A 22,821-nucleotide genomic window follows, 5' to 3' on the forward strand; every position below is an offset into this window, starting at 1 on the left:
TCACCATGAAAACGCTGAAATTCCTTTTAATTGCTGCTGGTAGTACAAGCCTACTGTTTCTCGGTGCGTGTAGCAGCGGTAGCAATCAAGCAAGTGCGCCAGCCAATAGTCCTGCTGCAAGTAGTAGCCCTGCTACAAGTTCTTCTCCTTCAGCTAACCATGATGCTGATCACAAAGCGGGAGGCGGAATTGTAGTTGAGTCCGGTGCTTACCATTTGGAACTCAAACCCGAAAAAGAAGGTGGTGAAACCCATCTAGACTTGTTCGTACAGAAAGGCGACAATCACGAAACCATTCCAACTGCAAAAGTAACCGCGCAAGTGCAACTACCTGATGGAAGTCAGCAAACTGTCCCAATGAATTACGATGCAGATGGAAAGCACTACACTGCTAAATTATCCAGTACTGCGGCAGGAGAATACAAAGTCGCTGTTCAGTCTGAAATTGGTAGCGAGAAAGTGAACGCTCGGTATACGTTCAAGCTGTAACGAACGCAATTTCGCTGCGTTTTAGCCATCTGTAAAGTTAGCTCCGACTGAATGAGCTAACTTTACAGATGGTTTTTTGACATTAGGCAATAATCTGAAGCATTGGCGAAACTGCGATCGATCACCAAAAAATCCCAACGATTCATTTTGAACAAATTGAAGCCCTTATCGGTGCTTGATTGCTCAATTTCATCTTGATTTCATTTTTGGTGTTTACGATCGAATTAATCGGTTTCACACAAGTTCTGCAACTTACGGCTCTATGGCTCACTTCCAGGCTGCATCTGATTCAGTCCTATGGACTTTCGATAAGCTACTGAATGACATTGCCTCTCAAGTCAATGAGTGGGCGCAGTAGTCTAAGTCATTCGCCTGAGTTCGGGCTGTTTACTAATTGTGAAATCAAACGATGAATATTACAGCAACAAAGCCTGTTGCCATCATTGGCGGAGGTCCCGCAGGTCTGACTGCGGCTGCTTTTTTACGCCGTCACCGGGTTCCGTTTATCCTCTATGAAGCGGGATCGAAAATGGCGGGACTTGCTGCCAGTTTTCATGATACAGATGGCTTTAGCTACGACTTTGGCGCACATTTTATTAATAATCGGCTTGCGGCTGCGGTTGGAATTGGTTCTCGTTGCCGAGACGTTTTGTATTATGGCGAAAGCGTTCTAGTCAGAGGCAAAACCTATGGTTATCCATTTGGGTTGCTCCGAGAACCTCGCTATCTACTTGGCGGCATTGCTAGCCGGATCATGCCACAAAGCAGAGAACGTGCCAATCATTCTGCTGGGGCTTGGTTTCGAGCCAGCTATGGGCGAACTTTAGCGGATGAAGTCGCCATTCCACTGTTAGAAGCGTGGTCAGGTGCCGCAGCCGAGGATTTAGCAGCCTCGGTCGGCAATAAACTACAAAACACGATCGCAAAAACACTTTTTCTCAAAGCAGCAAGTTCTTTTACAGGTCGTGCGGTCGGGTGTGGGTACAGTCATACCTTCCCCGAAAATCCCCATGTTTGGCACGTTTATCCAGAGGGTGGTATTGGTTTGCTCTGTCAAAAGTTAGCAGAAGGGATTGAGGATTCAATTCGGTTAGAGTCACCTGTGGACGGGATTTTAGTTGAGAACAATCGAGCCGTTGCGGTACGATCGCACGGTAAAGAGCAAGCTGTGTCCGCCGTGCTTAGTACAGCCCCTTGTCACATCCTTGCCAGAATGGTGCAAGGAACCGATGCGGTCAAACCATTCGCTCAGTTGCGCTATCGACCGATGGTGTTCGTCAACTTACGATTAGAAGGACGAGGATTGTTAAAAGATACAGTTGTCTGGACACCAGAGCAGCATTTCACTTTCTTCCGCTTGACCGAAACACCGCTGTCGATGCCCTGGTTAGCTCCAGAAGGAAAAACCCTGATTACGGCTGATATTGGCTGCGAAAAGAGTGATGAGATTTGGAACATGGATGATGATGAATTGGGCGATCGCTGCATTCAAGAAATGAGCGAAATTATTCCTGATGTTCGTCGTCGCTATTTGGGTTGTCGAGTGCTACGAACGCCGATCGCTTATCCGGTGTATCTCAATGCTTATGAAACGGTACGCCTACAGCTAGAACGTTCAACCGGAATTGCTGGATTGTATTCAATCGGGCGGAATGGTGAGTTTTCTCATGCGCTGATGGAGGATGTCTATTGGCGAACCCAGAACAAAGTCAGAACTTTGATGATGCAGCACCCTGAACTATGTTGAAATTCATCCTAATTTAGCGGTTGAGCCGGAGGCGGCGTAACAGAATTGCATTAATTGAGACAACAACGGTTGAAACACTCATGAAAATTGCACCGATTGCAGGTGAAAGTAAAATTCCGAACGGAGCCGCGATTCCTGCCGCCAAAGGAATGCCAATGACGTTGTACCCGGTTGCCCAAAACAGATTCTGAATCATCTTGCTGTAGGTCGCTTTCGCCAACTTCAGTGCGTAAGTCGCATCCAGAGGATCGCTTTTAACTAATACCAAATCCGCCGACTCGATCGCGACATTAGTTCCGGCTCCGATCGCAATTCCTAAATCTGCCTCAGATAAAGCAGGTGCATCATTAATTCCATCGCCCACAAATGCAGTAGGTTTTTCAGCTTTCAATCGTCGAATCAGCGCAGCCTTGTCTTGAGGCAGCACACGAGCATAATAGCGATCAATGTTCAGATCCTCAGCAACGGCTTTCGCAACAGCTTCTGCATCGCCTGTAATCATGACAACCTGAACATTCATCTCCTGCAACCGAGCAATCGCTTCTCGTGCAGATTCTCGAACTTGATCCGCTAATCCAAACACTGCAAGAACTTGCTGGTCATCCATCAAGACAATCGCACTTTCTCCGCGTGATTCACTTTGCTCTAATCCTGCTTGTAAGGCGGTTGGAAATGTCAGCTTTAATTCACTGACCCATTCTGGTCTACCGACTCGATAGTGTTGATGGTTGACTCTGCCTTCGACCCCGCTGCCTGGAATTGCTCGAAACTCTTCGCTGTTCAACAATCGGATCTGACGACGTTCTGCTTCTTGTACGATCGCTTGGGCAAGCGGATGTTCAGAGCGCGATTCCAGCGTTGCCGCAATTCCTAGCGCTTTGAGTTCATCAATTCCGTCGGTGTAAGCTCGTTGAACCCCAAATCGCCCTTCTGTCAGAGTTCCAGTCTTATCAAATGCGATCGTTTGGATATTTCTCGCTCGTTCAAATGCTTCTCGACTGCGAACTAAGATTCCATGCTTGGCGGACATTGCAGTTGCATTCACAATCACGAGCGGAATTGCTAACCCTAAAGCGTGTGGGCAGGCAATCACCAAAACAGTAACAGCGCGGTTAATGGCGAAAGTCAGATCAGGACCAAACGCCAGCCAAAGTACAAAGGTGAGGGTTGCAACTGCGATCGCAGTAATCGTCAACCAGTAAGCAAGCTGATCCGCCAAAGTTTGGTAGCGACTTTTCGAGGTCTGTGCTTCTTGAACGAGGCGCATAATCTGGCTGAGAGTCGTCTGCTCCCCAGTTCGAGTCACTCGAATCGTTAGCGCCCCATCTCCGTTAACGGCTCCAGCAACTACCTCATCTTTGACTTGCTTGGTGACAGGACGTGATTCTCCAGTAAGAAAAGCCTCATTGACACTAGAAGTCCCTTCGATAACTTCTCCATCGATCGGAATCTGCTCACCGGGGCGAACCAGAATCTGTTCATCTTGCTGTAAGCTCTCTACCTGAACATCTTCAATGCGCCCGCCGCTTAAACGATGAGCAACCGTTGGCACTAATTCTGCAAGGTTCTCCAATGCTCGACTTGCACCTTGAACCGATGCCATCTCAATCCAGTGCCCCAACAGCATAATATCGACTAATGTTGCAAGCTCCCAGTAGAAGGATTCGCCTCTGAGTCCCAATGAAACAGCAATACTGTAAACAAATGCGACTGTGATCGCAAGTGCAATCAGCGTCATCATGCCAATTTTGCTTTGAAACTCCCGCCACGCACCGCGAAGGAATACCCAGCCCCCGTAGAAGTAAATGATAGTACTCAAGATCGGGCTAACCCAATCTGAGCCTGGAAATGCGATCGCTTCATACCCGAACCACATCTGAAGCATGGGAGCATAGTACAGAACAGGCAAAGTTAGCACGAGACAAATAAAGAATCGCCGTCTGAAGATTTCCGGGCGATGCCCTGCGTGCTTATCGTGCTGTGCGTGTTGGTGTCGAGCTTCGTGCAAATCTTGATGAGCTTCTGCAAGCTGCTGCTGGTGTTCATCATGCCCGTGGTATTCAGTTTGAGAAGAGTGCTGGTGATGCTGATGGTTCTGCCGCATTGTGGAGTACTCCTAGCGTGACGATGCCCTTCGCCCCTAAACTATTCAATACTGCTTTAGGAATGAATCTACATTTCGGATGAGATCAAATTGAGCAATGCTTACGTTTTGCAGTTCGATAACATTGCAGTTCTTCAAACACGCAATTTCATGCTGATTTCATCTTCATCTGCTAGGATGCAAAGCTCGATCAGTCGAAGTTGGAAGCAGTTTTAATTGAGTACAAACGCAACTATCCAGTAACTATTACTCTACTTTCATTGTAGTTTCATAGTCCCATGTCAACCTAGAAATAGGGATAGATTGAATCTAAAAATGATTAGCCATAACGTATGGAACTTAAAGCTATCTCTTGACTGTAAGACACTATGATTTAGGAGTTTTTTGGTGATGCAAAGAGCAATTTTAGGGACGATCTTCACATTTGCGATCGCTTCAATTGGTTCTGCGGTATATGCAAAAGAACCTGTTCCAGCAAATGGAACAACAGGCGAGGCAGCAACGCGGCGTTTGGAAGTCATTCAACAACATAGTCGAGATGGAGAACAACCTGCACCGCAACCGCTAACTGCTGCGAGTCCACAAGTTCTGTTTGAACAGAGATCAGCAGAATCCACGAGCCGAACCTGTTTACTAAAGCCCGTCACGGCTGGAGCAATGGCGCAAAGAGCATTGACAGCGCAGCAAATTTGTGAAAGGAGAATGCGGTAGTCGATCGCATCTCTGAGACAGCCTGAAGTCATTTCTGGAGGTGTGGACTTCAGACTGTTTTCAATTAGTATTTTTCATCTTCATTTCATTTTCGAGTGCCATTCTAGAAAACAGAAACCATCGCGTTTCGCTTGCTTGGAGAACACAGATGCAACGATTTATGCTTACCGGAGCCGTTGCTGTATTGCTTACAGCGACCATTTCCTCTGCACTTGCACAAATGCCCATCTCAAAGGAAAAGATCATCATTCACAGCGCTGCATATCCAAATCGTGTCAAAGTTACTCGTGCTACCTATCACATTGGAATTCAAGTCAGCAGCTTTCCTCTGTCTGAGATTCGCATTGAGGTTCCTGAGAATGCACCTGCACAAATTCGATTTGGGCAAGTAGCAGTCACCGATGCGGCTGGAAAACCGATGAATGCGAGTACCGCGACGAACAAAAAAGGAGTGACGATCGCATTTACTTCTCCGGTCGCCGTTGGAGAAACGCTCGAAATTGACCTCAACAACGTAAAAACTTCAGATTTAATTGGACGCACCTGGCAATTTCCAATCTATGCTAAAACGGTCGGGTCTGCTCAAGAAATTCCGCTTGGGACAGCGCGAATTCAAACGTATCAATAATCAGGGCTATGCGGATTTTGCTGGTAGAAGATGAACCCGACTTAGGCAGTGCGATCGAGAAAACACTCACTCGTAATCGCTACATCGTCGATTGGACGCAAGATGGTGCTGAAGCCTGGAGTTATCTTACACAGCATCAAACCCAATATACGGTAGCTGTCATCGACTGGATGCTACCTGGGCTATCTGGTATCGAACTGTGTAAACGGCTTCGCGCTCAAGGCAGTTCGCTTCCTGTGTTAATACTAACCGCGAAAGACAGTTTAAACGATCGCGTCACTGGGCTGGATGCGGGAGCCGATGATTACCTCGTCAAACCTTTCGGCATGGTCGAACTGCTTGCTCGATTACGCGCCTTGCAACGCCGATCGCCCCAGTTTCAACCGCAAAACTTTCAGGTTGGTTCTTTCATGCTGGATTATGGTTCATCGGCGCTCGTTCTCCATCCCCAAGAAAACGCTGCAAGGGTAATTCTGACGGCTAAAGAATTTCAATTGCTAGAATATCTGATGAAACACGCGAATCAGATTGTCAGCACTGAGCAGATTCGGAATTATCTGTGGACGGTAAATTCTGAATCTGCTAGCAATGTGGTCGCTGCCCAAATGCGGTTACTGCGGCGTAAGTTGGCAGATCAAGGCATTACTGATGCGATTGAGACGGTATATGGGCTGGGGTATCGTTTGAATCTGACTGTATGAGGAGTGGGAACAGCGATAATCAGTGCTGATAATCAAGCCCTCATAGCTTTTACTAATTTGGACTGATGCCACAACAGTAATTCTGACTGTAAGTTGTTGGTATTAAGAAACATAGGGGCAAAAGCACGATCGCTGAGGCATTTTACTTTTGAACATTTCATCTTGTTTTCATTCTGACTCTCTAAGCTAGGAATGAGGAGGATAGTTCAGACTGAGCTTGATCTGACGCGCTTCCAGTCTTTAACAGTCACTGCAATTTCGTTTCATTCGTTACTCACTGATAGCAAAATTTTAAGCACTTTTATGTCTGCTTCATCAATCTCTCTTTCAGGTGCAAAGATTTTAGTAACTGGAGCAAGTGGTTTTATCGGTCATCATCTCTGTCAGAAACTTCAGCAGTCCCAAGCAGAAGTTTACGGTGTTTCCCGTGTTTATCGGGAGTCTAGTGCTGCCATTCGATGGTTGCAGGGAGATGTAGCGAACTTCGAGGAGATGCGGCGAGTCGTCACTCAGGTGAAGCCAGATGTGATTTTTCATCTAGCAGGTCATGTCACAGGCGCACGCGGGATCGATGCAGTTCTCTCAACATTACAAGGCAACTTGGTCAGCACGGTGAACTTATTGACACTGATGGCGGAGTTGGGTGGGCGGAGAATTGTGTTAGCCGGATCGTTAGAAGAACCGGATGCAGGAGAAACTTTAGTTCCGTCTTCCCCATATGCGGCAGCAAAATGGTCAAGCAGCGCTTATGCTCAAATGTTTCAGCAGTTATATCAATTGCCGATCGTCAGAACACGCCTATTTCTGGTCTACGGTCCGGCACAGATGAATTTTGACAAGCTAATTCCCTATGTCACACTATCTTTGCTCAGGGGAGAAGTACCAAAGCTGAGTAGTGGTCAGCGTCAAGTCGATTGGATTTACGTGGAGGATGTGGTTGATGGACTGATTGCAGCAGCCCAAATGCCAGGAATCGAAGGTGAAATGTTTGATCTTGGCTCTGGAACGTTAACTTCAATTTCTAGCGTAGTACAGCACCTCACACAGTTAATTGATCCGAGGATTCAGCCTGTGTTTGGCGCGTTGAACGATCGACCAATGGAACAAGTTCGTGTTGCACACCTTGAAGCTTCAAACACAAAGCTAGGATGGCAGCCAAACGTTTCTCTAGAACAGGGACTTATAAAAACAGTCGAGTGGTATTCTCATTACTACAGCAAGAGCGAGTGCTGTAAAAGATAAATTATGTCTTTATGGCTTCTTTTAGATGTACTGCATTTCATCGTGGTTTCATTTTCCGTTGATAGCATCAGGATTAGGAACAGCTAGTCTGTTTGAGGTGCTTGGGCAGTTCTAGCAATGTACCATAATCAGCGTGAAGGCTCTTGTTCCAGAGATTCACGCTTTTCTTCCAAAGCGTAGAAGTTCGAGAGTGACCTTTGATTTCGATCGCCGTTTTCATCAAAATTGTACTCCCGTTCCTCTGAAAATCAGGCTATCATTTGACCAGCATTCGTTCAATTCTATGCACCAGAGTCAACTGTTTAATCGAACTCGTTTGAAGCTTGCAGCTTGGTACGCAGGTGTAATGGGAGTGATCTTGAGCGGTTGCGGGATTGCCGTTTACATTCATTTAGCACAAGTGCATTGGGCAGCGATCGATGGTGAAATCGAAACTCTTGCAGGAACATTGCATGACAGTTTAGAGCCAGTCCTGGACAAACCAGGAAAATTAAGCGATCGCGTTGAGCAAGTCTTACCTGGTCTTTGTCGGAGTCAGACCGTATGTAAAACGCCACCTCCATCGTCACATATTCACGTCCTGGGAGTCAGTACTCAAGACTTGTACTACATTCAGTTCCTCAATCTATCATTGCAGCGTTTGGGAACAGTGAATACTCCACCACAAGCAACACCACAAATTCAAACGCAGCTTTGGCGAACAATCACTGACGATCGAGGACAGCGCTATCATCAGGTTTCATTGCAGTTAAAGACTTCAACGGGGCAACCTTGGGGATATTTACAGATCGGGCGGACGCTCGAAGGCTATGATGACCACCTCCAGTCGCTCAAGATTTTCTTTCTGTTTGGAATGCCGATCGCGATTCTGATCATCGGTGCAGCAAGCTGGGCACTTGCGGGAATTGCAATGCGTCCAGTGTATGACTCATATCAGCAAATTCAGCAATTTACGGCTGACGCGGCTCACGAACTGAGAACGCCACTGGCAGCCATTCAAGCAACAGTTGAAGCAACAATAGGAACAACGAGTTTATCCGAAGCACAAGGAACATTGCAGACGATCGAGCGGCAAAACGCAAGGCTATCTCAACTGGTGCAAGATTTGCTCATGCTGTCGCGCATGGATCTCAAAGTTTTTCCAATCAAGCATCAGAGCGTCTGTCTCAATGATGTTGTGCAAGATTTAGTCGAAGAGTTAGCTGCGTTTGCGCTTTCTGCTGATATCACATTGAGGGAAGAACTCAACGTTAATCATACTGTGAACGTCGTTGGTGATGAGGAGCAGCTTTACCGATTAGTCACGAATCTGATTACGAATGCGATTCAGTACACCCCTTCAGATGGAACAGTAATCGTCCGATTGTTGATCGAAGATCAAAATGCAGTCATTCAAGTGCAAGACACAGGAATTGGAATTACCGCAGCCGATCAACCGCGAGTGTTTGATCGCTTTTATCGGGTTAGTTCGGATCGCTCTCGTCATACAGGCGGCGCGGGATTAGGTTTAGCAATCGCTCAAGCCATTGTCGAAGCCCATCACGGCAAAATTCATGTCCAAAGCGAATTAGGAAAAGGAAGTCGATTTACGATTCAATTGCCACTAAAGAACTCCCGCAGTGAGTTGAGTCAGTGGTAGGTAGCCTCGATACTGCCCACAATTTCGATACAGTGAAACTGTGGGCGCTTCGCAAAATTGCTGCTTTGATTTATCGCTCATTCTAAGTTGAATGGCTATAAGCTTTGAGCATTGTCTGACCAATCTCGATTCGCTGCAAACTCACGTCTGAATTGGTCGCCGAACTTCTCACCTGCACCTGTTGCACTCTCAATGCCACGTCTCAAAGTCCATTCTGCCAGCATTCGGAGACAGCGAATGCGTTCACTAAGCGGTAAAGGAAATCGCATGATCGCATCGAGATAAGCTTGCATTTTGATCAGTCCTGTCAGTCGCCAAAGTTCGCGTCGAATGTTGGGATCGAAGAATGCTAACTTTTCAGCTTCATCCTTGATCCGACAGTAGCAATCAGGATGATCACGCCGAAAGTAAAGATACTCTTCGACATAGCCAACCTCCCCTTGTAAAACTAGCTCTACTGCAAAGTTTCGATCAGAACCAGTAAAGCTAGCATACAAGCGAGTTTGTGCTAATACGCCAGAACGCTGTAGCCCAAAATGCTCGGTAAAGTAACCTGCCCAGAGACAACGCCAAAATCGCTCGGAAGGTGTCCTTCCACTGAGGCGAATTTCATGATCAAATGTGCCAATCTGTGCGCCTTGCTCATTGATTGCGACTGCTCGACAATTCGCGATCGCAATTTCTGGATGTGTATCGAGCAGAGCAATACATCGCTCTAAGAATTCAGGCGCAATCAAATCATCATGAGCGTGCCACTTGAAGTAAGGCGCACTTTTGCCATACTGTTCAAAGACAAAATTAAAGTTTGGAGCGCAGCCAATATTCACGGGCTGACGATGATAAATGATGCGAGCGTCTTGGTTTGCGTATTCTCGGCAGATTGCTTCAGTTGCGTCTGTTGAAGCATTGTCGCTGATGACAAGTTGAAAGTCTGTAAAGGTCTGAGCTAGCACAGACTCGATCGCTTCTTTCAAATAGTTTTGTCCATTGTAAACAGGGAGACCAATTACAACACCTGGAGAATTGTTCATTGTCATCATAGAGAGTTTACTGATTTGAATCTGAAAGCTAATTCGCCATAACAAGATGGAAATAAATTAGTCATCCCAGCAGAAATACTGAGGCTTTTAATGTTGTAGCTGGGAAAATTCTAAAAACCTAGCCAATCTACAGACTCCTAATCAAGACTGCATCTTGCGGCTAAAAAGTTGTAGGTTCTGCCCTATAAGGCATCTATTTCATCCTGGTTTCATCCCGATGTGCCCTAAAGCTCTTGGCTTCAATCACAGATGCTAGATCGCTAGGAGCGTCATGATTCTTCGTCTTGCATTCATCAAAAGCAATAGTGAATGGAAGAATGATAAAAGATTGTAGAGTCAAGACAATTTCATTTTGATTTCATCTTGATCTCATATGCTGAAGTGTAGGCGCAAAACGGCTCTTAAATGATGCGCTCGGCTCAAAGCTCTCTGGATTCTCTTGTATCTGAGTAACGTTCGGTTTCAATCATAGATCAGCATTTTGCTGTATTACTTGTTGGTCAAGTTGAGAAACCGATGATTACTAATCTTTTTTCGAGTAGCACATCGATATCAGATGGTGCTATCCGTTTCAGTTTATTGATTCTGGTTGCGATCGCATCGCTCATTTATCTTTGCATTCGGAAAGCTACGACTTCCGCGAAATCGATTCGGATAGTTCTAGCTGGATATGCGATCGCACAAACTCTATTCATCATCTTTTTGTGGTTCAATCACATCAATTTTCCGTTGAATCTTGAAGCAATGGAACTGCTACGAGTTCAGCATCTCCAGCGATTGATGCAAGGACTTCCCCTCTATCCAGAACCTTCACCCGATTTTGTCGCATTAGCTTACAATCCGCTCTCTTATGTGTTGACAGTTCCGTTTGCGATCGTCTTTGGTGCAAATCTGTTCACAATGCGGCTCGTTGCAATTTTAGGAATGGCAGGTGCAGGCATTGTTATTTTCTTAGCGGTTCGTCGGCAAACTCAATCAAACTGGTGGGGAATTGTTGCAGTGGGACTATTTGCGGCAGCGTATCGCGTGATGGATACCTATCTCGATAATGCTCATGCAGAATCCTTGCTGTTGTTCTCGATTTTACTGGGCTGCTATCTGATTGATCGATCCAGAAATTGGATGACTGAGTGCCTTGCAATGTTGATGTTTGTCGCAGCCTTTTGGTTTAAGCAACAGGGGGCAATTTTTGCGATCGCAGCTTTAGTCTTTCTCACCTGGCGTAGTGGATTCAAAAAAGCTTGGGCATATGGGTTGATCGCAGGCGGATTGGGAGCAGGGCTTTATGTTGCAATGCCTGACTGGGCTTTAGGCAGTCACTTTCATTACTTTACTTGGACAGTTCCGCGCCAGTGGGTTGAAATTCAGTACTGGGAAGTCGTGCGCTTTTTCAAGCTAATTCTGTTCTCTTACCCAATTCTGGCGGCAGTGAGTACGATCGTTGTTCTTTCACAAGTTCAGAAACTCCGCCAGAACATTTGGTACTTCATGTTCCCAATTGCAGTTCTGAGCGGTATTGTAGCCACGATGACACCAGGTTCTAACAATAATGTGTTCATCCCAATGGGGACTTGGTTCATTGTGGTCGGGGTAATAGCATTTGATCGCATGATGCCGCGATTAAAACAATTCGGACTGCACTCTTTTGCGATCGCACTCTCATTCGCTTTGTTTGCTTACAATCCAATGTCTGTTATCGTGTCCGGGCAAAGCCAAATGGTCTATCAAGACTTCGTGAGCTATCTTGAGGGGCTACCCGGAACAGTGTATGCACCGTGGATTGGGCAGCTTCAGGATCAGAAAGTATTCTCACCTTCATTACATTGGGTTCCATTGGATGACCTGGTGCGTGGAAAAAATCCAGATTCAACAAAACATCCACCTCTAGAAAAGTTGCTTCAATCTGTCGTGCAGCCAAAAGGAAAGGCTTATTTACTCCATAATCTCCCTTTGGAGCAAGACGGGCGGCTGAGTTTTTTGCAGCAGAACTACAAGCTAGAAGCAGATCTTGGAACTCGCTTTCGAGATCTGAAAACGCTACCTAAACATTACACACTTGACTATCCCCGCTACCTTTATCGTCACATTTCAAATTAACCTATGAAAGTCTATTCGCTTGCTTGGGGAACTGCTTTTCTCACAGCTTTACGCCCTCGTCAATGGACAAAGAATCTGATTGTATTCGCGGCTCCGCTGTTTGCATTTCGAGTGCAAATTGATGCGATCGCAGGAAGCACTCTCGCTTTTATTCTCTTCTGCTGTGTTTCTAGTAGCTTCTACTTAATCAATGATGTGATTGACATTAAAGCGGATCGACTGCATCCGATTAAACGCCATCGCCCAATCGCATCAGGACTCGTTTCGGTTCCATTGGCGGTTTTGAGCGCGATCGCGTTGCTCTCAATTCCGCTGCTCATTGGTTGGTGGCATAGCCGTGGTTTGGGAGGTGCAATTGTAGTTTATGCTTTGCTTCAAATTGCTTACAATCTCAAGCTCAAGCATGTCGTGATTCTCGATATTTTCGCGATCGCAGGTGGCTTCATTCTTCGCGCATTTGCTGGAGCCGCGAGTACTTTCGTCGTTCTTTCTCCTTGGTTCTTGATTTGCACCGGAATGTTGGCGCTATTTCTGGCAATTGAAAAACGCAAAGCAGAACTGCGAAAATCAACCCGACAGACGCGATCAGTGCTGCAATTTTATTCGATCGCGTTACTCAAACGCATGGAGAATTTAGTGACTACTGGTACTGTGATGGCTTACACACTCTGGAGTTCAGGACAGCAAGTGCGTGGGGCAACGACTGCTTGGATGCTCTTAACTGTTCCATTTGTGCTGTATGGCGTGTTCCGCTATCAATACCTCAGTGAGGCTCACTCAGAAGAACAGGCAGAGCGACCCGAAGAGATTTTACTCAGCGATCGCCCCCTCCAACTGACCCTACTTGGCTGGGTCTTAAGTATTGCCTTAATTTTGTTTTTCAAGCATCAAAACTGGCTGATTCCGATGAAATTGATCGGCTAAAGAATCTCTGTCATGAGTTGCTGCACTGTCTTTGTTGCAACTCGCCAATTCAAACGGGTTTCATGTTCCTGAAAGGTCGATCGTGCTAACTCCTTGTAGGCTTGATAGTTCGTAAACAAGTTCATGATATAAGCGCAGTACTCATCCGTGCTGGCTTCTAACGCAAAGGTTTTCCCGTTCCAATCGTCTTTGATGGCATCGGGAACGCCTCCAACTTTCGTGCTGAGTGAGGGCAGTCCGAATGCGCTAACTTCGCCAAAGACTAACGGGAAACAATCTGCGATCGTCGGTAAAATTAGAAAGTGCGATTCGGAAAGCAGCTTCGCCATTTTCTCGCGCCCTTCAGGACTCCACTTGTAGATAAACCCCAGAGGCTTCACGAAGTCTGGGAGCGGCTCATCAGAAGGCGGATCACAACCGACGATCGAGAGTTCTGCTGGCAGTCCAGCTTCATTTAATTGTTTTGCGACCTTCAACGCCACGTCTCCGCCTTTGCGCTCCCAATCTACACCTAAGAAGAGGAGCTTACAGCGATCGCTGGGTCTTGCATTAATGACCGCATCTACGTCGTCGATCGAGAAATTCGATTCAAAATTACCGCCAGGTGCAACGATTCTGATTTTCCGGGAATCAATGCCGTACGTTTGAATTGCGCTCTGTGCTGCCCATTCGGAATGATACACCGCCAACCGACAGCGTTCGAGGGCAGATCTCTCGTTTGCTAGACCATCCTCGAAGGTGCGATCGCACATGGTACTTCTGCGATAGTACGGGTAGAAATCAACTAATGCTGCAAATGTACCAGATTCCCAAAAGACGATCGGCTTGTCTGTGTCAACGTAGGCGATCGGCTGTGCCGATGGACTTTCTAAACTCAGAACTGCATCAATGTTGAGTTTCGAGAGTTTGCGGCTCAGTTGTCGTCCTTGATCCCGAACCAAGATCGCATCAGTACGAGGGCTGTAGTACTTCTTTAACAATTTTTTGTAGTAAGCGGCTCTCGCAACGATCGTCGGATAGGTCAGCGGATGCCTGAAATCATAGATGTAGTCAACCGATTCAAATCGCGATTCGAGCGTTGGAATCCAATGGTGGGTGTAAACGCCAAAATCTTTCTCTCGCTTGGGATCATAGATAGATACACAGGCAATTTTCATATTTCATTGAAGTAAAATTCTATTTGAATGAGATCGATGTAACCTGCACTCATGCCCTATAAACTAAGACCACAATACAGATCGTTCAGTTCAATCAAGAAGCTTACTTCTATGATTTCACTCGGAGATGAAATCAGGATGAAATATTGATGCCAGTTAGTTAAAACTTAGATGATTCACATGAAATTTCGATGGGATAGCAATCCCGATAAAGATTACTACATCCAGTTCACCACGGTTTGAATCAATAACCAAGCATTTAATCCGGCAATCAAAATTGCAACTGCCCAAGCTGTGACTTTGAGCCAACGCGGATTGACAAACTCGCCCATCAATCGACGATCGCTCGTAAACATCACCAGCGGGATCACCGCAAACGATAGCTGTAAGCTGAGAATGACTTGGCTAAAAACTAATAATCCGCCAGTACTTTGTTCGCCAAAAAAGACGATCGCAATCAACGCAGGTACGATCGCAATCAATCGAGTCGCTAACCGACGAATCCACGGCAGTAATTTGATTTGTAGAAAGCCTTCCATCACGATCTGACCTGCTAGCGTTGCAGTCAAGGTCGAACTTTGTCCAGAAGCGAGTAACGCAATCCCAAAAATAGCACTCGCAGCACTGACTCCTAGTAACGGTGAAAGAAGTTGATAGGCATCTTGAATCTCAGCAACATCCTGATTTCCAGAACTGTGAAAGGTTGCAGCAGCAACAATCAGAATCGCGCTATTGATGAACAATGCAAACGAAAGGGCAACGGTTGAATCAATGGTTCCAAATTTAATCGCTTCCCATCGCTTCTTTGGAGTGGGTTGCCAATTGCGGGTTTGGACGATCGAGGAATGAAGATACAAATTGTGTGGCATCACTGTAGCACCAAGAATGCCGATCGCCAAATAAAGCATCTGAGGATTTCGCAGGATTTCACGATTTGGCACATAGCCTTGTAGGATTCCACCGACATCAGGACGAGAAAATAGAATTTCTGCACCGAAGCAAATCCCAACGGTTGCAACTAATAGAATAATTAACCCTTCCACGTATCGAAAGCCTTTGCCTTGTAGGAAGAGCAGCGCCAAAACATCGAATGCCGTGATACATACGCCCCAGATCAAAGGCAATCCAAATAGAAGTTGAAGTGCGATCGCACTTCCAAGCAATTCGGCTAGATCGCAAGCCGCGATCGCAATCTCACACAGCACCCACAAAATAAAGCTAATTCGAGGAGAAAAGTAGTCTCGACACGCCTGAGCTAAATCCTTTCCCGTTGCGACTCCTAACCGCACACAGAGGGATTGCAGCAAAATCGCCATCAAGTTTGAGAGTAAAACAACGCTCAACAGCGTGTAGCCAAATTTTGAACCGCCTGCAATGTCAGTCGCCCAGTTACCAGGGTCCATGTATCCAACAGAAACGAGATACCCCGGTCCAGCAAAGGCTAATAGTTTACGCCAAAAACCTTTAGCGTTTGGAATTGGAATGCTGCGATGCACCTCTGGCAAACTAGGGCGATGTTCAGAAAGTGACATAAATTGAGCCTTTCATTTTTCTTTCATTTTTTAACAGTACCATCTCAAGTCAAAGCCTTTCATTTTTCTTTCATTTTTTAATGGCACTGCTTGAAAATATAAGGACAGCGCGATCGAGTTTCATGCTTCTAAAGGGTTGAATGATGGAGGTGACGACTTGCCCTTCGAGAGAGATAAGAGCGATCGCACTCATCCCCTATAAAAATGGTTAACAAAGCGAAGCGATCGTCAAAAACGCGGTAGAGTGACAAGCACGATCGGTTCTGATGGGGAGCAGCCGTCAGAAGTAAAGGGGAAAGTTTGGTGCAAATCCAACGCTGTCCCGCAACTGTAAATCAATCATGAATTCAAGATTGACCAGCCAGGATGCCCGCCGATTTCTCAAGGCTCCAATTCATCTGCGAGGTACAGAATGATTACTCGATCGCATTCGTCTTTTTCTCAGCAAGCCATTCGCTTCACGCTCTCTACGCCCGTGCAAGCAACGCTTTACGTTTCGCTCTGTGCTTTAATTCTCTGGACGATCTACTTTACGACTTATCCAGCGGCTCATGACAAGGTACATTCGCTTCGGCATCACACGCTGATGGTTTCTTGTCACTAACAACACTTGCGAGGTCGTAATGCCAAAATTAAAGCTTTCTGTGTTCATTAGCGCGATTTGCCTAATGAGCTTGATGTTCTATGGACTGATGGGATTCTCTCAAACTCCACGATCGACAATTCGCCTCACGACTGATCCGCCACTCAATCAACTCGTTCCATTCGAGGCGGAGGCAGAGGTCAATGACCCGCCTGCACGTCTGACACTTGAAGCGGTTGATGCAACGGGGCAACCTTTGCCCAATGCCAAAATTCGGGTACAGATTCTTACACCGCCTAAAAATTTCTGGTTCACTACAGATTTCCCGATCGTGGAAGGCACAAAGCTACTAGACATTGATGCGATCGCGCCTCAAGGCAAATTGCAGCTTCAGCAAACTTTTCCAATTCGTGGAACTTACCAACTATTGGTCGATGTGACTCCACAGAGCGCCAATGCTTTCACCCCTTTGAAGCAAACTCTAACGCTCTCGATTCCTGAGAACTGGATTAAGTACCGGAATTTCGCGATTTTAGCTGCTGTCTTACTTGCAGTTGGTTTACTCGGCGGCTGGATTATCGGTGGACAGCAATCGATTCAGCCTGGAGAAATTGCGCCGCAACGAGTTCGATTGTTGCTGAGTGGGGTGGTGATTATTGCGATCGCGGCGCTTCTTTATGTCAATGTCAGTGCAGAAATGGCACAGTCCGAGATGTCGATGCCAATGTCACACAGGACTGAATCTGCCCCGGAATCAGATGCTCCAGCCGTCAAGCAAGTTCAAGGACTTGAAATGCGACTATCTGGAGATAAAAGTGCGATCGTCGGTCAGCCTGCTCGATTGCAAGTGAATGTCATTGATGCTCAAACTAAGCAGCCCGTCTCAGAAGTCCAGCTAAAAGTAACAACGTCTCAGCTTGAGAACAACTGGATTGCTTTTACTTATGAGGGACTCAGTGATGCCACTGGACAACTGAGCTGGCAGCAGCAATTTTTTGATGGTGCGCCGCATAAAATCGACGTGGAGGCTTCTCCGAGTTCCAATGCAGTTCGGAAGTTTCAGCCCTTTCAAGTTGAGCAAACGATCGACGTTGAAGGAGTCGTACCTCCGCTTCAAGTTCGGTTGACAGGATTAGTTTATTTCACGAGTCTGATTGTTGTGGGACTACTGATTGGGTTTAGTATTCAGCATAAGCGGCGACTTCCATCAAGAGCAATACCTCGAAACTCGTAAACTATCTGCTACTAGAGAAATCGTGCTAGGGCAAATCAGTAAGGCAACGAGTAAGCCGATCTCAGCATCCACCCAAACCCAATTCAAGAAGTAAACTGCTAAAGCTGCGACCATTACCCCGGTCGAACTCGCTGCGTCCGCAACTTCATACAAAAACACATCGCGCAGGTTCAGATCGTGATGATGGTCATTGTGTAATCAATAAACCTCACACCATTGGTGATTAAATTGAGTCCTGCTGTACCGAGTAATGGTAAGCCCAATAGAGGTTTGGGGCTTTGTAAATGTTTGATCGCCTCTGATCTGAGAAGGATCGCAACGATCGCTAAGCTGACTCCATTAAGCAAAGCAATCCCAGCTTCAAGTCGTCTATTTTGACTGATTGCAGTTTGGCTTGCAGTGCGGCGTTGTGTGAACCAAGTCGCTAGTAGCGTGACTCCGAGCGTAATCAAATCTGAGAATAGATGCCCTGACCCTGCTAACAGCGAAAGACTATGGCTCCAAAGTCCGGTTCTCCTAGTTCAACTAGAAACAGCGTGTCACGCAGCCCAAACACCTTGGTCAGTGAAACACCTACGACAACGCCGATTAGAACTGATTTTAGAACTGATCCAAGGACAGTCGTTGATTCTGTTGATTGATGAAACGGGAGACTGCAAGAAGGGCAACAGTACGGATTATGTGAAACGGCAGTACATCGGGAATGTGGGCAAGCGAGAAAATGGCATTGTTGCGGTGACTGCTTATGGACTGTTCAAGGGCATGATTTTACCGTTGTGCTTTGAGGCGTTTAAGCCCAGAGAACGGCTCAAAGCTGGAGAAGTCTACCAGACAAAACCGCAAATTGCTGCCGCGATGATGCGCGAACTGACAGCAATGGGATTTCAGTTTGACTTGGTGCTAGCAGATAGCTTGTACGGTGAGAGCGACTGTATGCAAATCAGCACTCCAACTTTATTTTGACGCTCGTGTCGCTGAAGTTGCCTTGCATTGTGGCAATTCGCTCGAATCACGGCGTTTTGGCTGCCCGAAGACCAAGACGTAACGGCAGAGCCTTGGGAAACCTTCACTCGTACATGCCCGCAATGGCGACACCGAAATCCGCTATCGGCGCGAGATCATCGTCAGCAAGTTGATTGCACTGTTAGCGCTGGCATTGTGCTAGGCGCTCCGGACAGGAGAATGGTTAGACCAACAAAAACCGATTCTCATCAAGAATTATGGTCGCAAACTAGTGAGTCTGTTCCGGTATGAGTTAGATTACATTAGCCGCCTATTGCTGATGCCTGAAATCCCATCACAGCGATGGTCACAAGCCCTCAGTTTTTTGTCCTGTACTTAGCTGCTAAATATGTTTCAAAGAATTTACTACCGATTGCTTTTTTCCTACGTGGGAGTTCTTACCCTCACTCTGGGAACATTTGCGATCACAATTCGAGTTGCTTTTATCTACAACATGAAGCAGCAAATTACAGACAAACTTACATTACTAGGAAGAAGTGCTGCTGTGAATGCAAGGCTTGAGGGAAATCGTCTCAAACTTGAGAATTTACAGTCTGTACAAAATTTAATGAGGCAAGATCAAGCTTTACAGTGGTTCAATTTGCGAAGAGAATTAATCACTCAACAAGGCAAAGCTACAATCGCATCGCCTCTCTTGGACAATGCGCCTGTACAAATTCAAGAGAATAATGACACTTATATTCAAGTCGTAACATTACCGATTATCAACGGCAGTAATAATCAGGTGATTGGGTATGTGAGAGCAAGTCAGACTCTAGAGGAGCGCGATAGCGTCCTCGGTGAGTTGGATTGGGGATTGGCAAGTGGAATGGTAATCGCTTTAGTGCTTAGTGGCATAGGTGGATTTATTCTGACTCGTCAGGCGATGCAGCCCGTTGAAAAGAGCTATCAGCGCTTAAAGCAATTCACGGCAGATGCGTCACATGAACTTCGTAGTCCTCTGATGGCGATTAAAGCGAGTGCACAAGTTGCGATGCGCCATCCAGAAGCGATGCGCTCTGATGATGCTGAGGAATTTCAGACAATTCTACTAGCGGCTGATCAAATGACTCGCCTTACGGAGGACTTGTTACTATTGGCTCGTGATACTATCCCTTGCCAAAGTTGGAACACAGTCGATTTAGCAGCACTTTTAGAAAGTTTGGCAAAACAGTACCACTCTCAAGCGATCGCTCGAAGCATTCACTTGAGAACTCAAATTACTCACCCTTTACACGTAGTTGGTAACAGCAGCGAGTTGACCCGATTGTTTCGGAATTTGCTAGATAACGCGCTGTACTACACCTCTTCGTCCGGATCTGTGGAAATCAGGGCGAGTCGAATTGCTTCTCAAATCTGTGTGAGCATTCAAGATACGGGTGTAGGAATTGCACCAGAACATCTTGAACATATTTTTGAACGGTTTTGGCGTGCTGATCAGTCGCGTTCTCACAAAGACGGAAAATCAGGCTTGGGCTTAGCAATCTCTAAAATAATTGCTGAACAGCACAATGGCTCTATTGCAGTCGCAAGTCAGCTTGGAGATGGCAGCTGTTTTACTGTACGCTTACCCAATGCAGTTCCTGAAACACAATAAACAGAGCCGCTCAGATAGTTGCCTTGATCTGAAAGGCTGTTTGAACAGTGTCGTTTGTGGCAAAATCCAGCCCTGAAATAGCAGATCGGGCTAATCAACGAAAGTCCGAATTTAAAACTCGCGCTGAATTTACTTCAGTAGGCTTTACTATCATTGCAGCGAAGAGACAACCTATACGTTTCAAACATTCTCTTAGCGGTTCGATCGCGTAAACATCCGAAAATATAACGATTGCATTGTCTCTTTAATCGGGAACAGCACATAGGTAATCGGATTGATCGTCACGATGATGTCCTGAAAATTGCGTTTTGCCAGAGCCACGATCGCCCAAGCGACATTCGATGCCGACATCACTCCATAAGGGTTCAATTGACTCTTAAACGGACCCAGAATCAGCTTGCGAATAATACAGGGCGCATCGAGTCGTCGCATCGTGATCAAATTGCCCAACGTCCGCTTCGAGAGTTCGTATAAAGGACTAAATGCCGGGTTGACCTCCGCCTCTGAAGTGTTAATCCAAAGCTCTTTGAGAGCTTTGTGCGAGGATTCGGTTACGGTGTCTAAGAACAACTCCGCCAGCTTCCAAGTTGAGAAGGTGTTCACTTCATAAGACTTCTGGATCGCCTCTGGTGAGCGATCGCCATGCACATTTACGCCATGATTGAGAATGAAAATATCGACTTTCTGGAGGCGCGATCGCAGTTCTTCTTCGGCTCCAATCCGCCACTGCAAGACTTCGACTTTAGAATCAAATTGAGCCGTATCGTTCGTGGTCAGCGCTACCACTCGTGCCCCATGTTTCGTTAACTCTGTGACCAATGCCTGTCCGAGTGTCCCAGATGCACCCGTGATCGCCACAACCTTATTTTTTAGAGACAAACTGGCTCCTAGCATTTTGCCTATGATTGTAAAGTGACCATAGAAATAAGCATTCGGTTGATCGAAATGATGTCGCCAGTGATAGGTACGATTTACAGCAGCAGCGTGGGCGCACTAAACATTGCCATCGCTTCTGAAACATCATTATCATCATTATGAAGTTGCCCTCGCTGGTATGGTTGTGAACTGGCGATCGTTAAATCTGGACGATAGGCTTTGGTTTGAGAAGCAGCGAAGCAGGCGGGAATTCAGAATATTGAGAATTGTCGATCGATCGACAATTCGATTGAGATCGGATATCGTCTACGCAGCAGATCGAAAGCAGTTGATCGCCAAATCGAAGGAAGCCGATTCAACACTGGAACTCGCTGATGATGACGATGTTCTCTTAGCAGATCTTCATAGAGTGCTTCGACCTGAGAAATGTTATTGCTCAAGGTATACCGCTCTTCTACACGCTGTCTAGCGTTCTCTCCAAGTAGTCTCGTCCAACTCTCATGATCCCGAAGCTGTGGGAATAACACTCTAAGCTGTGAAGTCACCCGCTGAGTTTCCAACACAATTCCCGCCTCATCTTCGAGAACTTCCCCATCTGCCCCCGCATCTGTCGCAACACACGCAACCCCACATGCCATTGCTTCTAAGAGCGAAAGCGATAATCCCTCAACTAACGAAGGCAAAATAAAGACATCAGTGCTGCGAAGAACGTTAACGCGATCGCGTTCATCCGCTAAAAATCCGAGCCATTTGATCCCCTGTTCTTCCCCATAAAACGGAATCAACAAATCCGCGAGTTTGCCATGATTTCCAACAATCACAAGCTTACAATCATCGCCCATATTTGCCTGTTTCCAAGCCTTCAGCAGCGATTCAACGTTCTTTTCAGGTGCAATTCGACCTTGATACAAAAACAATCGTTTTACGCCTAATTGAGCTTTGAACGATGAAGCTCCGGGCGAGTATCTCTCGTTATCAACGCCGTTTGGAATCACCGCAATTCTTTCTGCTGGAACACCTAGCTTGATTAATAAATCACGTTGAACTCCGGAGAAGATAATGACTCGATCGTATTTCGCCAAAGAGGGTGCATAAAGCCGATACATCAGGTATTGAGTCCCTGATGTAATGTTACGAAGTTTGCGATCGAATGCGGGATGAAACGTCGCCACCAAAGGCAAATTCAACGCCTGACAAATCTCAGGCAGCATGAAATCAAGCGGCGATAATGTTAGCGAAGCATGGACAATATCTGGTTTTGACGCGAGATTTTTAAGCGCTTGTTCCAGAATTTTGGCAGATTTTGAGGTGGGAATCGTATAAATCTGCGATCTATATAAGAACGGAATCTGATTTTCTCTAAGATCGAGAAAGTTATAGGGGATTGCTTCTTCCTGTGCAAAATGGAAGAAACTGACTTGATGTTCGCGATCTAACAGAGCGTTTGTAACTTCTCGACTGTAGGTAACGTTGCCGCAAAATGGCGTTTTCTTGCCAAGCCAAGCGATGTGCATTTGAG

Annotated in this window: 19 protein-coding genes, 2 pseudogenes and 1 riboswitch; of the genes and pseudogenes, 13 read left to right on the plus strand and 8 right to left on the minus strand. The window is 46.3% G+C overall.

The features are described 5' to 3' along the window. The first annotated feature begins 5 nt into the window (after positions 1-5). Entirely contained in the window at positions 6-488 is a 483-nt protein-coding gene (locus J0L70_RS06430; protein ID WP_287453620.1) for a hypothetical protein, read from the plus strand. Positions 489-897: 409 nt separating this feature from the next. Next, positions 898-2,235: a protoporphyrinogen/coproporphyrinogen oxidase gene (locus J0L70_RS06435; RefSeq protein WP_287453621.1), complete on the plus strand. Its 1,338-nt coding sequence runs from the start codon at positions 898-900 to the stop codon at positions 2,233-2,235. Between the two features lie 13 nt (positions 2,236-2,248). On the opposite strand, the gene J0L70_RS06440 is transcribed toward J0L70_RS06435, so the two are convergent. Then, positions 2,249-4,339 carry a heavy metal translocating P-type ATPase gene (locus J0L70_RS06440; protein WP_287453623.1) on the minus strand — a complete coding sequence of 697 codons (2,091 nt, stop codon included), beginning with the start codon at positions 4,337-4,339 and terminating at the stop codon, positions 2,249-2,251. A 390-nt stretch (positions 4,340-4,729) separates the two neighbouring features. Here J0L70_RS06440 and J0L70_RS06445 point away from each other — a divergent pair, with 390 nt between their 5' ends. From J0L70_RS06445 to rppB, 5 genes are all read left to right on the plus strand, one after another. Then, positions 4,730-5,050 (plus strand): hypothetical protein, encoded by a 321-nt coding sequence (locus J0L70_RS06445; RefSeq protein ID WP_287453625.1) that lies wholly within the window; start codon positions 4,730-4,732, stop codon positions 5,048-5,050. Positions 5,051-5,198: 148 nt separating this feature from the next. After that, positions 5,199-5,678 (plus strand): DUF2808 domain-containing protein, encoded by a 480-nt coding sequence (locus tag J0L70_RS06450; protein ID WP_287453626.1) that lies wholly within the window; start codon positions 5,199-5,201, stop codon positions 5,676-5,678. An 8-nt stretch (positions 5,679-5,686) separates the two neighbouring features. Next, positions 5,687-6,379: a two-component system response regulator RppA gene (rppA, locus tag J0L70_RS06455; RefSeq protein WP_287453628.1), complete on the plus strand. Its 693-nt coding sequence runs from the start codon at positions 5,687-5,689 to the stop codon at positions 6,377-6,379. Positions 6,380-6,682: 303 nt separating this feature from the next. Continuing rightward, positions 6,683-7,621, plus strand: coding sequence for an NAD-dependent epimerase/dehydratase family protein (locus J0L70_RS06460; protein WP_287453630.1), 939 nt, complete (start codon positions 6,683-6,685; stop codon positions 7,619-7,621). Between the two features lie 283 nt (positions 7,622-7,904). Next, complete coding sequence (gene rppB / locus J0L70_RS06465; protein WP_287453632.1) at positions 7,905-9,260, plus strand: two-component system sensor histidine kinase RppB; 1,356 nt, start codon at positions 7,905-7,907, stop codon at positions 9,258-9,260. Between the two features lie 95 nt (positions 9,261-9,355). Here the strand turns inward: rppB and J0L70_RS06470 are convergent, their stop codons facing one another. After that, a complete protein-coding gene (locus tag J0L70_RS06470) occupies positions 9,356-10,291 on the minus strand; it encodes a glycosyltransferase family 2 protein (protein ID WP_287453633.1) in 936 nt (311 codons plus the stop codon). 525 nt (positions 10,292-10,816) lie between these two features. On the opposite strand from J0L70_RS06470, the gene J0L70_RS06475 reads away from it, so the two are divergent. Both J0L70_RS06475 and J0L70_RS06480 read left to right on the plus strand, forming a co-directional pair. Further along, complete coding sequence (locus J0L70_RS06475; RefSeq protein ID WP_287453635.1) at positions 10,817-12,397, plus strand: glycosyltransferase family protein; 1,581 nt, start codon at positions 10,817-10,819, stop codon at positions 12,395-12,397. Between the two features lie 3 nt (positions 12,398-12,400). Beyond that, positions 12,401-13,321 carry a decaprenyl-phosphate phosphoribosyltransferase gene (locus J0L70_RS06480; protein ID WP_287453636.1) on the plus strand — a complete coding sequence of 307 codons (921 nt, stop codon included), beginning with the start codon at positions 12,401-12,403 and terminating at the stop codon, positions 13,319-13,321. Here J0L70_RS06480 and J0L70_RS06485 read toward each other — a convergent pair. Then, complete coding sequence (locus tag J0L70_RS06485) at positions 13,318-14,478, minus strand: glycosyltransferase family 4 protein (RefSeq protein ID WP_287453638.1); 1,161 nt, start codon at positions 14,476-14,478, stop codon at positions 13,318-13,320. The genes J0L70_RS06480 and J0L70_RS06485 overlap by 4 nt on opposite strands. Positions 14,479-14,696: 218 nt before the next feature. Then, positions 14,697-16,010, minus strand: coding sequence for an Nramp family divalent metal transporter (locus J0L70_RS06490; RefSeq protein ID WP_287453639.1), 1,314 nt, complete (start codon positions 16,008-16,010; stop codon positions 14,697-14,699). A 241-nt stretch (positions 16,011-16,251) separates the two neighbouring features. After that, positions 16,252-16,402: riboswitch (cobalamin riboswitch) on the plus strand. 20 nt (positions 16,403-16,422) lie between these two features. Between J0L70_RS06490 and J0L70_RS06495 the strand changes: the two genes are divergently transcribed. Both J0L70_RS06495 and J0L70_RS06500 read left to right on the plus strand, forming a co-directional pair. Next, positions 16,423-16,614, plus strand: coding sequence for a CbtB-domain containing protein (locus J0L70_RS06495; RefSeq protein ID WP_287453641.1), 192 nt, complete (start codon positions 16,423-16,425; stop codon positions 16,612-16,614). A 19-nt stretch (positions 16,615-16,633) separates the two neighbouring features. Further along, complete coding sequence (locus J0L70_RS06500) at positions 16,634-17,827, plus strand: hypothetical protein (RefSeq protein ID WP_287453643.1); 1,194 nt, start codon at positions 16,634-16,636, stop codon at positions 17,825-17,827. Here J0L70_RS06500 and J0L70_RS31960 read toward each other — a convergent pair. Together J0L70_RS31960 and J0L70_RS06505 are read right to left on the minus strand one after the other, a co-directional pair. Next, the gene (locus J0L70_RS31960; RefSeq protein ID WP_353736616.1) at positions 17,801-17,986 is read right to left on the minus strand and encodes a hypothetical protein; all 186 of its coding nucleotides are present in this window, start codon (positions 17,984-17,986) and stop codon (positions 17,801-17,803) included. The two genes, J0L70_RS06500 and J0L70_RS31960, sit on opposite strands and share 27 nt — an antisense overlap. An 11-nt stretch (positions 17,987-17,997) precedes the next feature. Further along, a complete protein-coding gene (locus tag J0L70_RS06505; protein ID WP_287453644.1) occupies positions 17,998-18,279 on the minus strand; it encodes a hypothetical protein in 282 nt (93 codons plus the stop codon). A 94-nt stretch (positions 18,280-18,373) separates the two neighbouring features. Here J0L70_RS06505 and J0L70_RS06510 point away from each other — a divergent pair. Beyond that, positions 18,374-18,950, plus strand: a pseudogene (locus J0L70_RS06510) (transposase); the annotation flags it as partial. Positions 18,951-19,178: 228 nt separating this feature from the next. Next, positions 19,179-20,426 carry a sensor histidine kinase gene (locus J0L70_RS06515; RefSeq protein WP_287453646.1) on the plus strand — a complete coding sequence of 416 codons (1,248 nt, stop codon included), beginning with the start codon at positions 19,179-19,181 and terminating at the stop codon, positions 20,424-20,426. A gap of 192 nt (positions 20,427-20,618) precedes the next feature. Here the strand turns inward: J0L70_RS06515 and J0L70_RS06520 are convergent. Both J0L70_RS06520 and J0L70_RS06525 read right to left on the minus strand, forming a co-directional pair. Beyond that, a pseudogene (locus J0L70_RS06520) lies at positions 20,619-21,344 on the minus strand (bifunctional sterol desaturase/short chain dehydrogenase); the annotation flags it as partial. Positions 21,345-21,553: 209 nt separating this feature from the next. Continuing rightward, on the minus strand, positions 21,554-22,816 hold the full coding sequence (locus tag J0L70_RS06525; protein WP_287453647.1) for a glycosyltransferase family 4 protein: 1,263 nt from the start codon (positions 22,814-22,816) through the stop codon (positions 21,554-21,556). Positions 22,817-22,821: the final 5 nt, after the last annotated feature.

The organism is Leptolyngbya sp. UWPOB_LEPTO1, assembly GCF_017302695.1.
GTDB lineage: Bacteria > Cyanobacteriota > Cyanobacteriia > Leptolyngbyales > Leptolyngbyaceae > Leptolyngbya > Leptolyngbya boryana.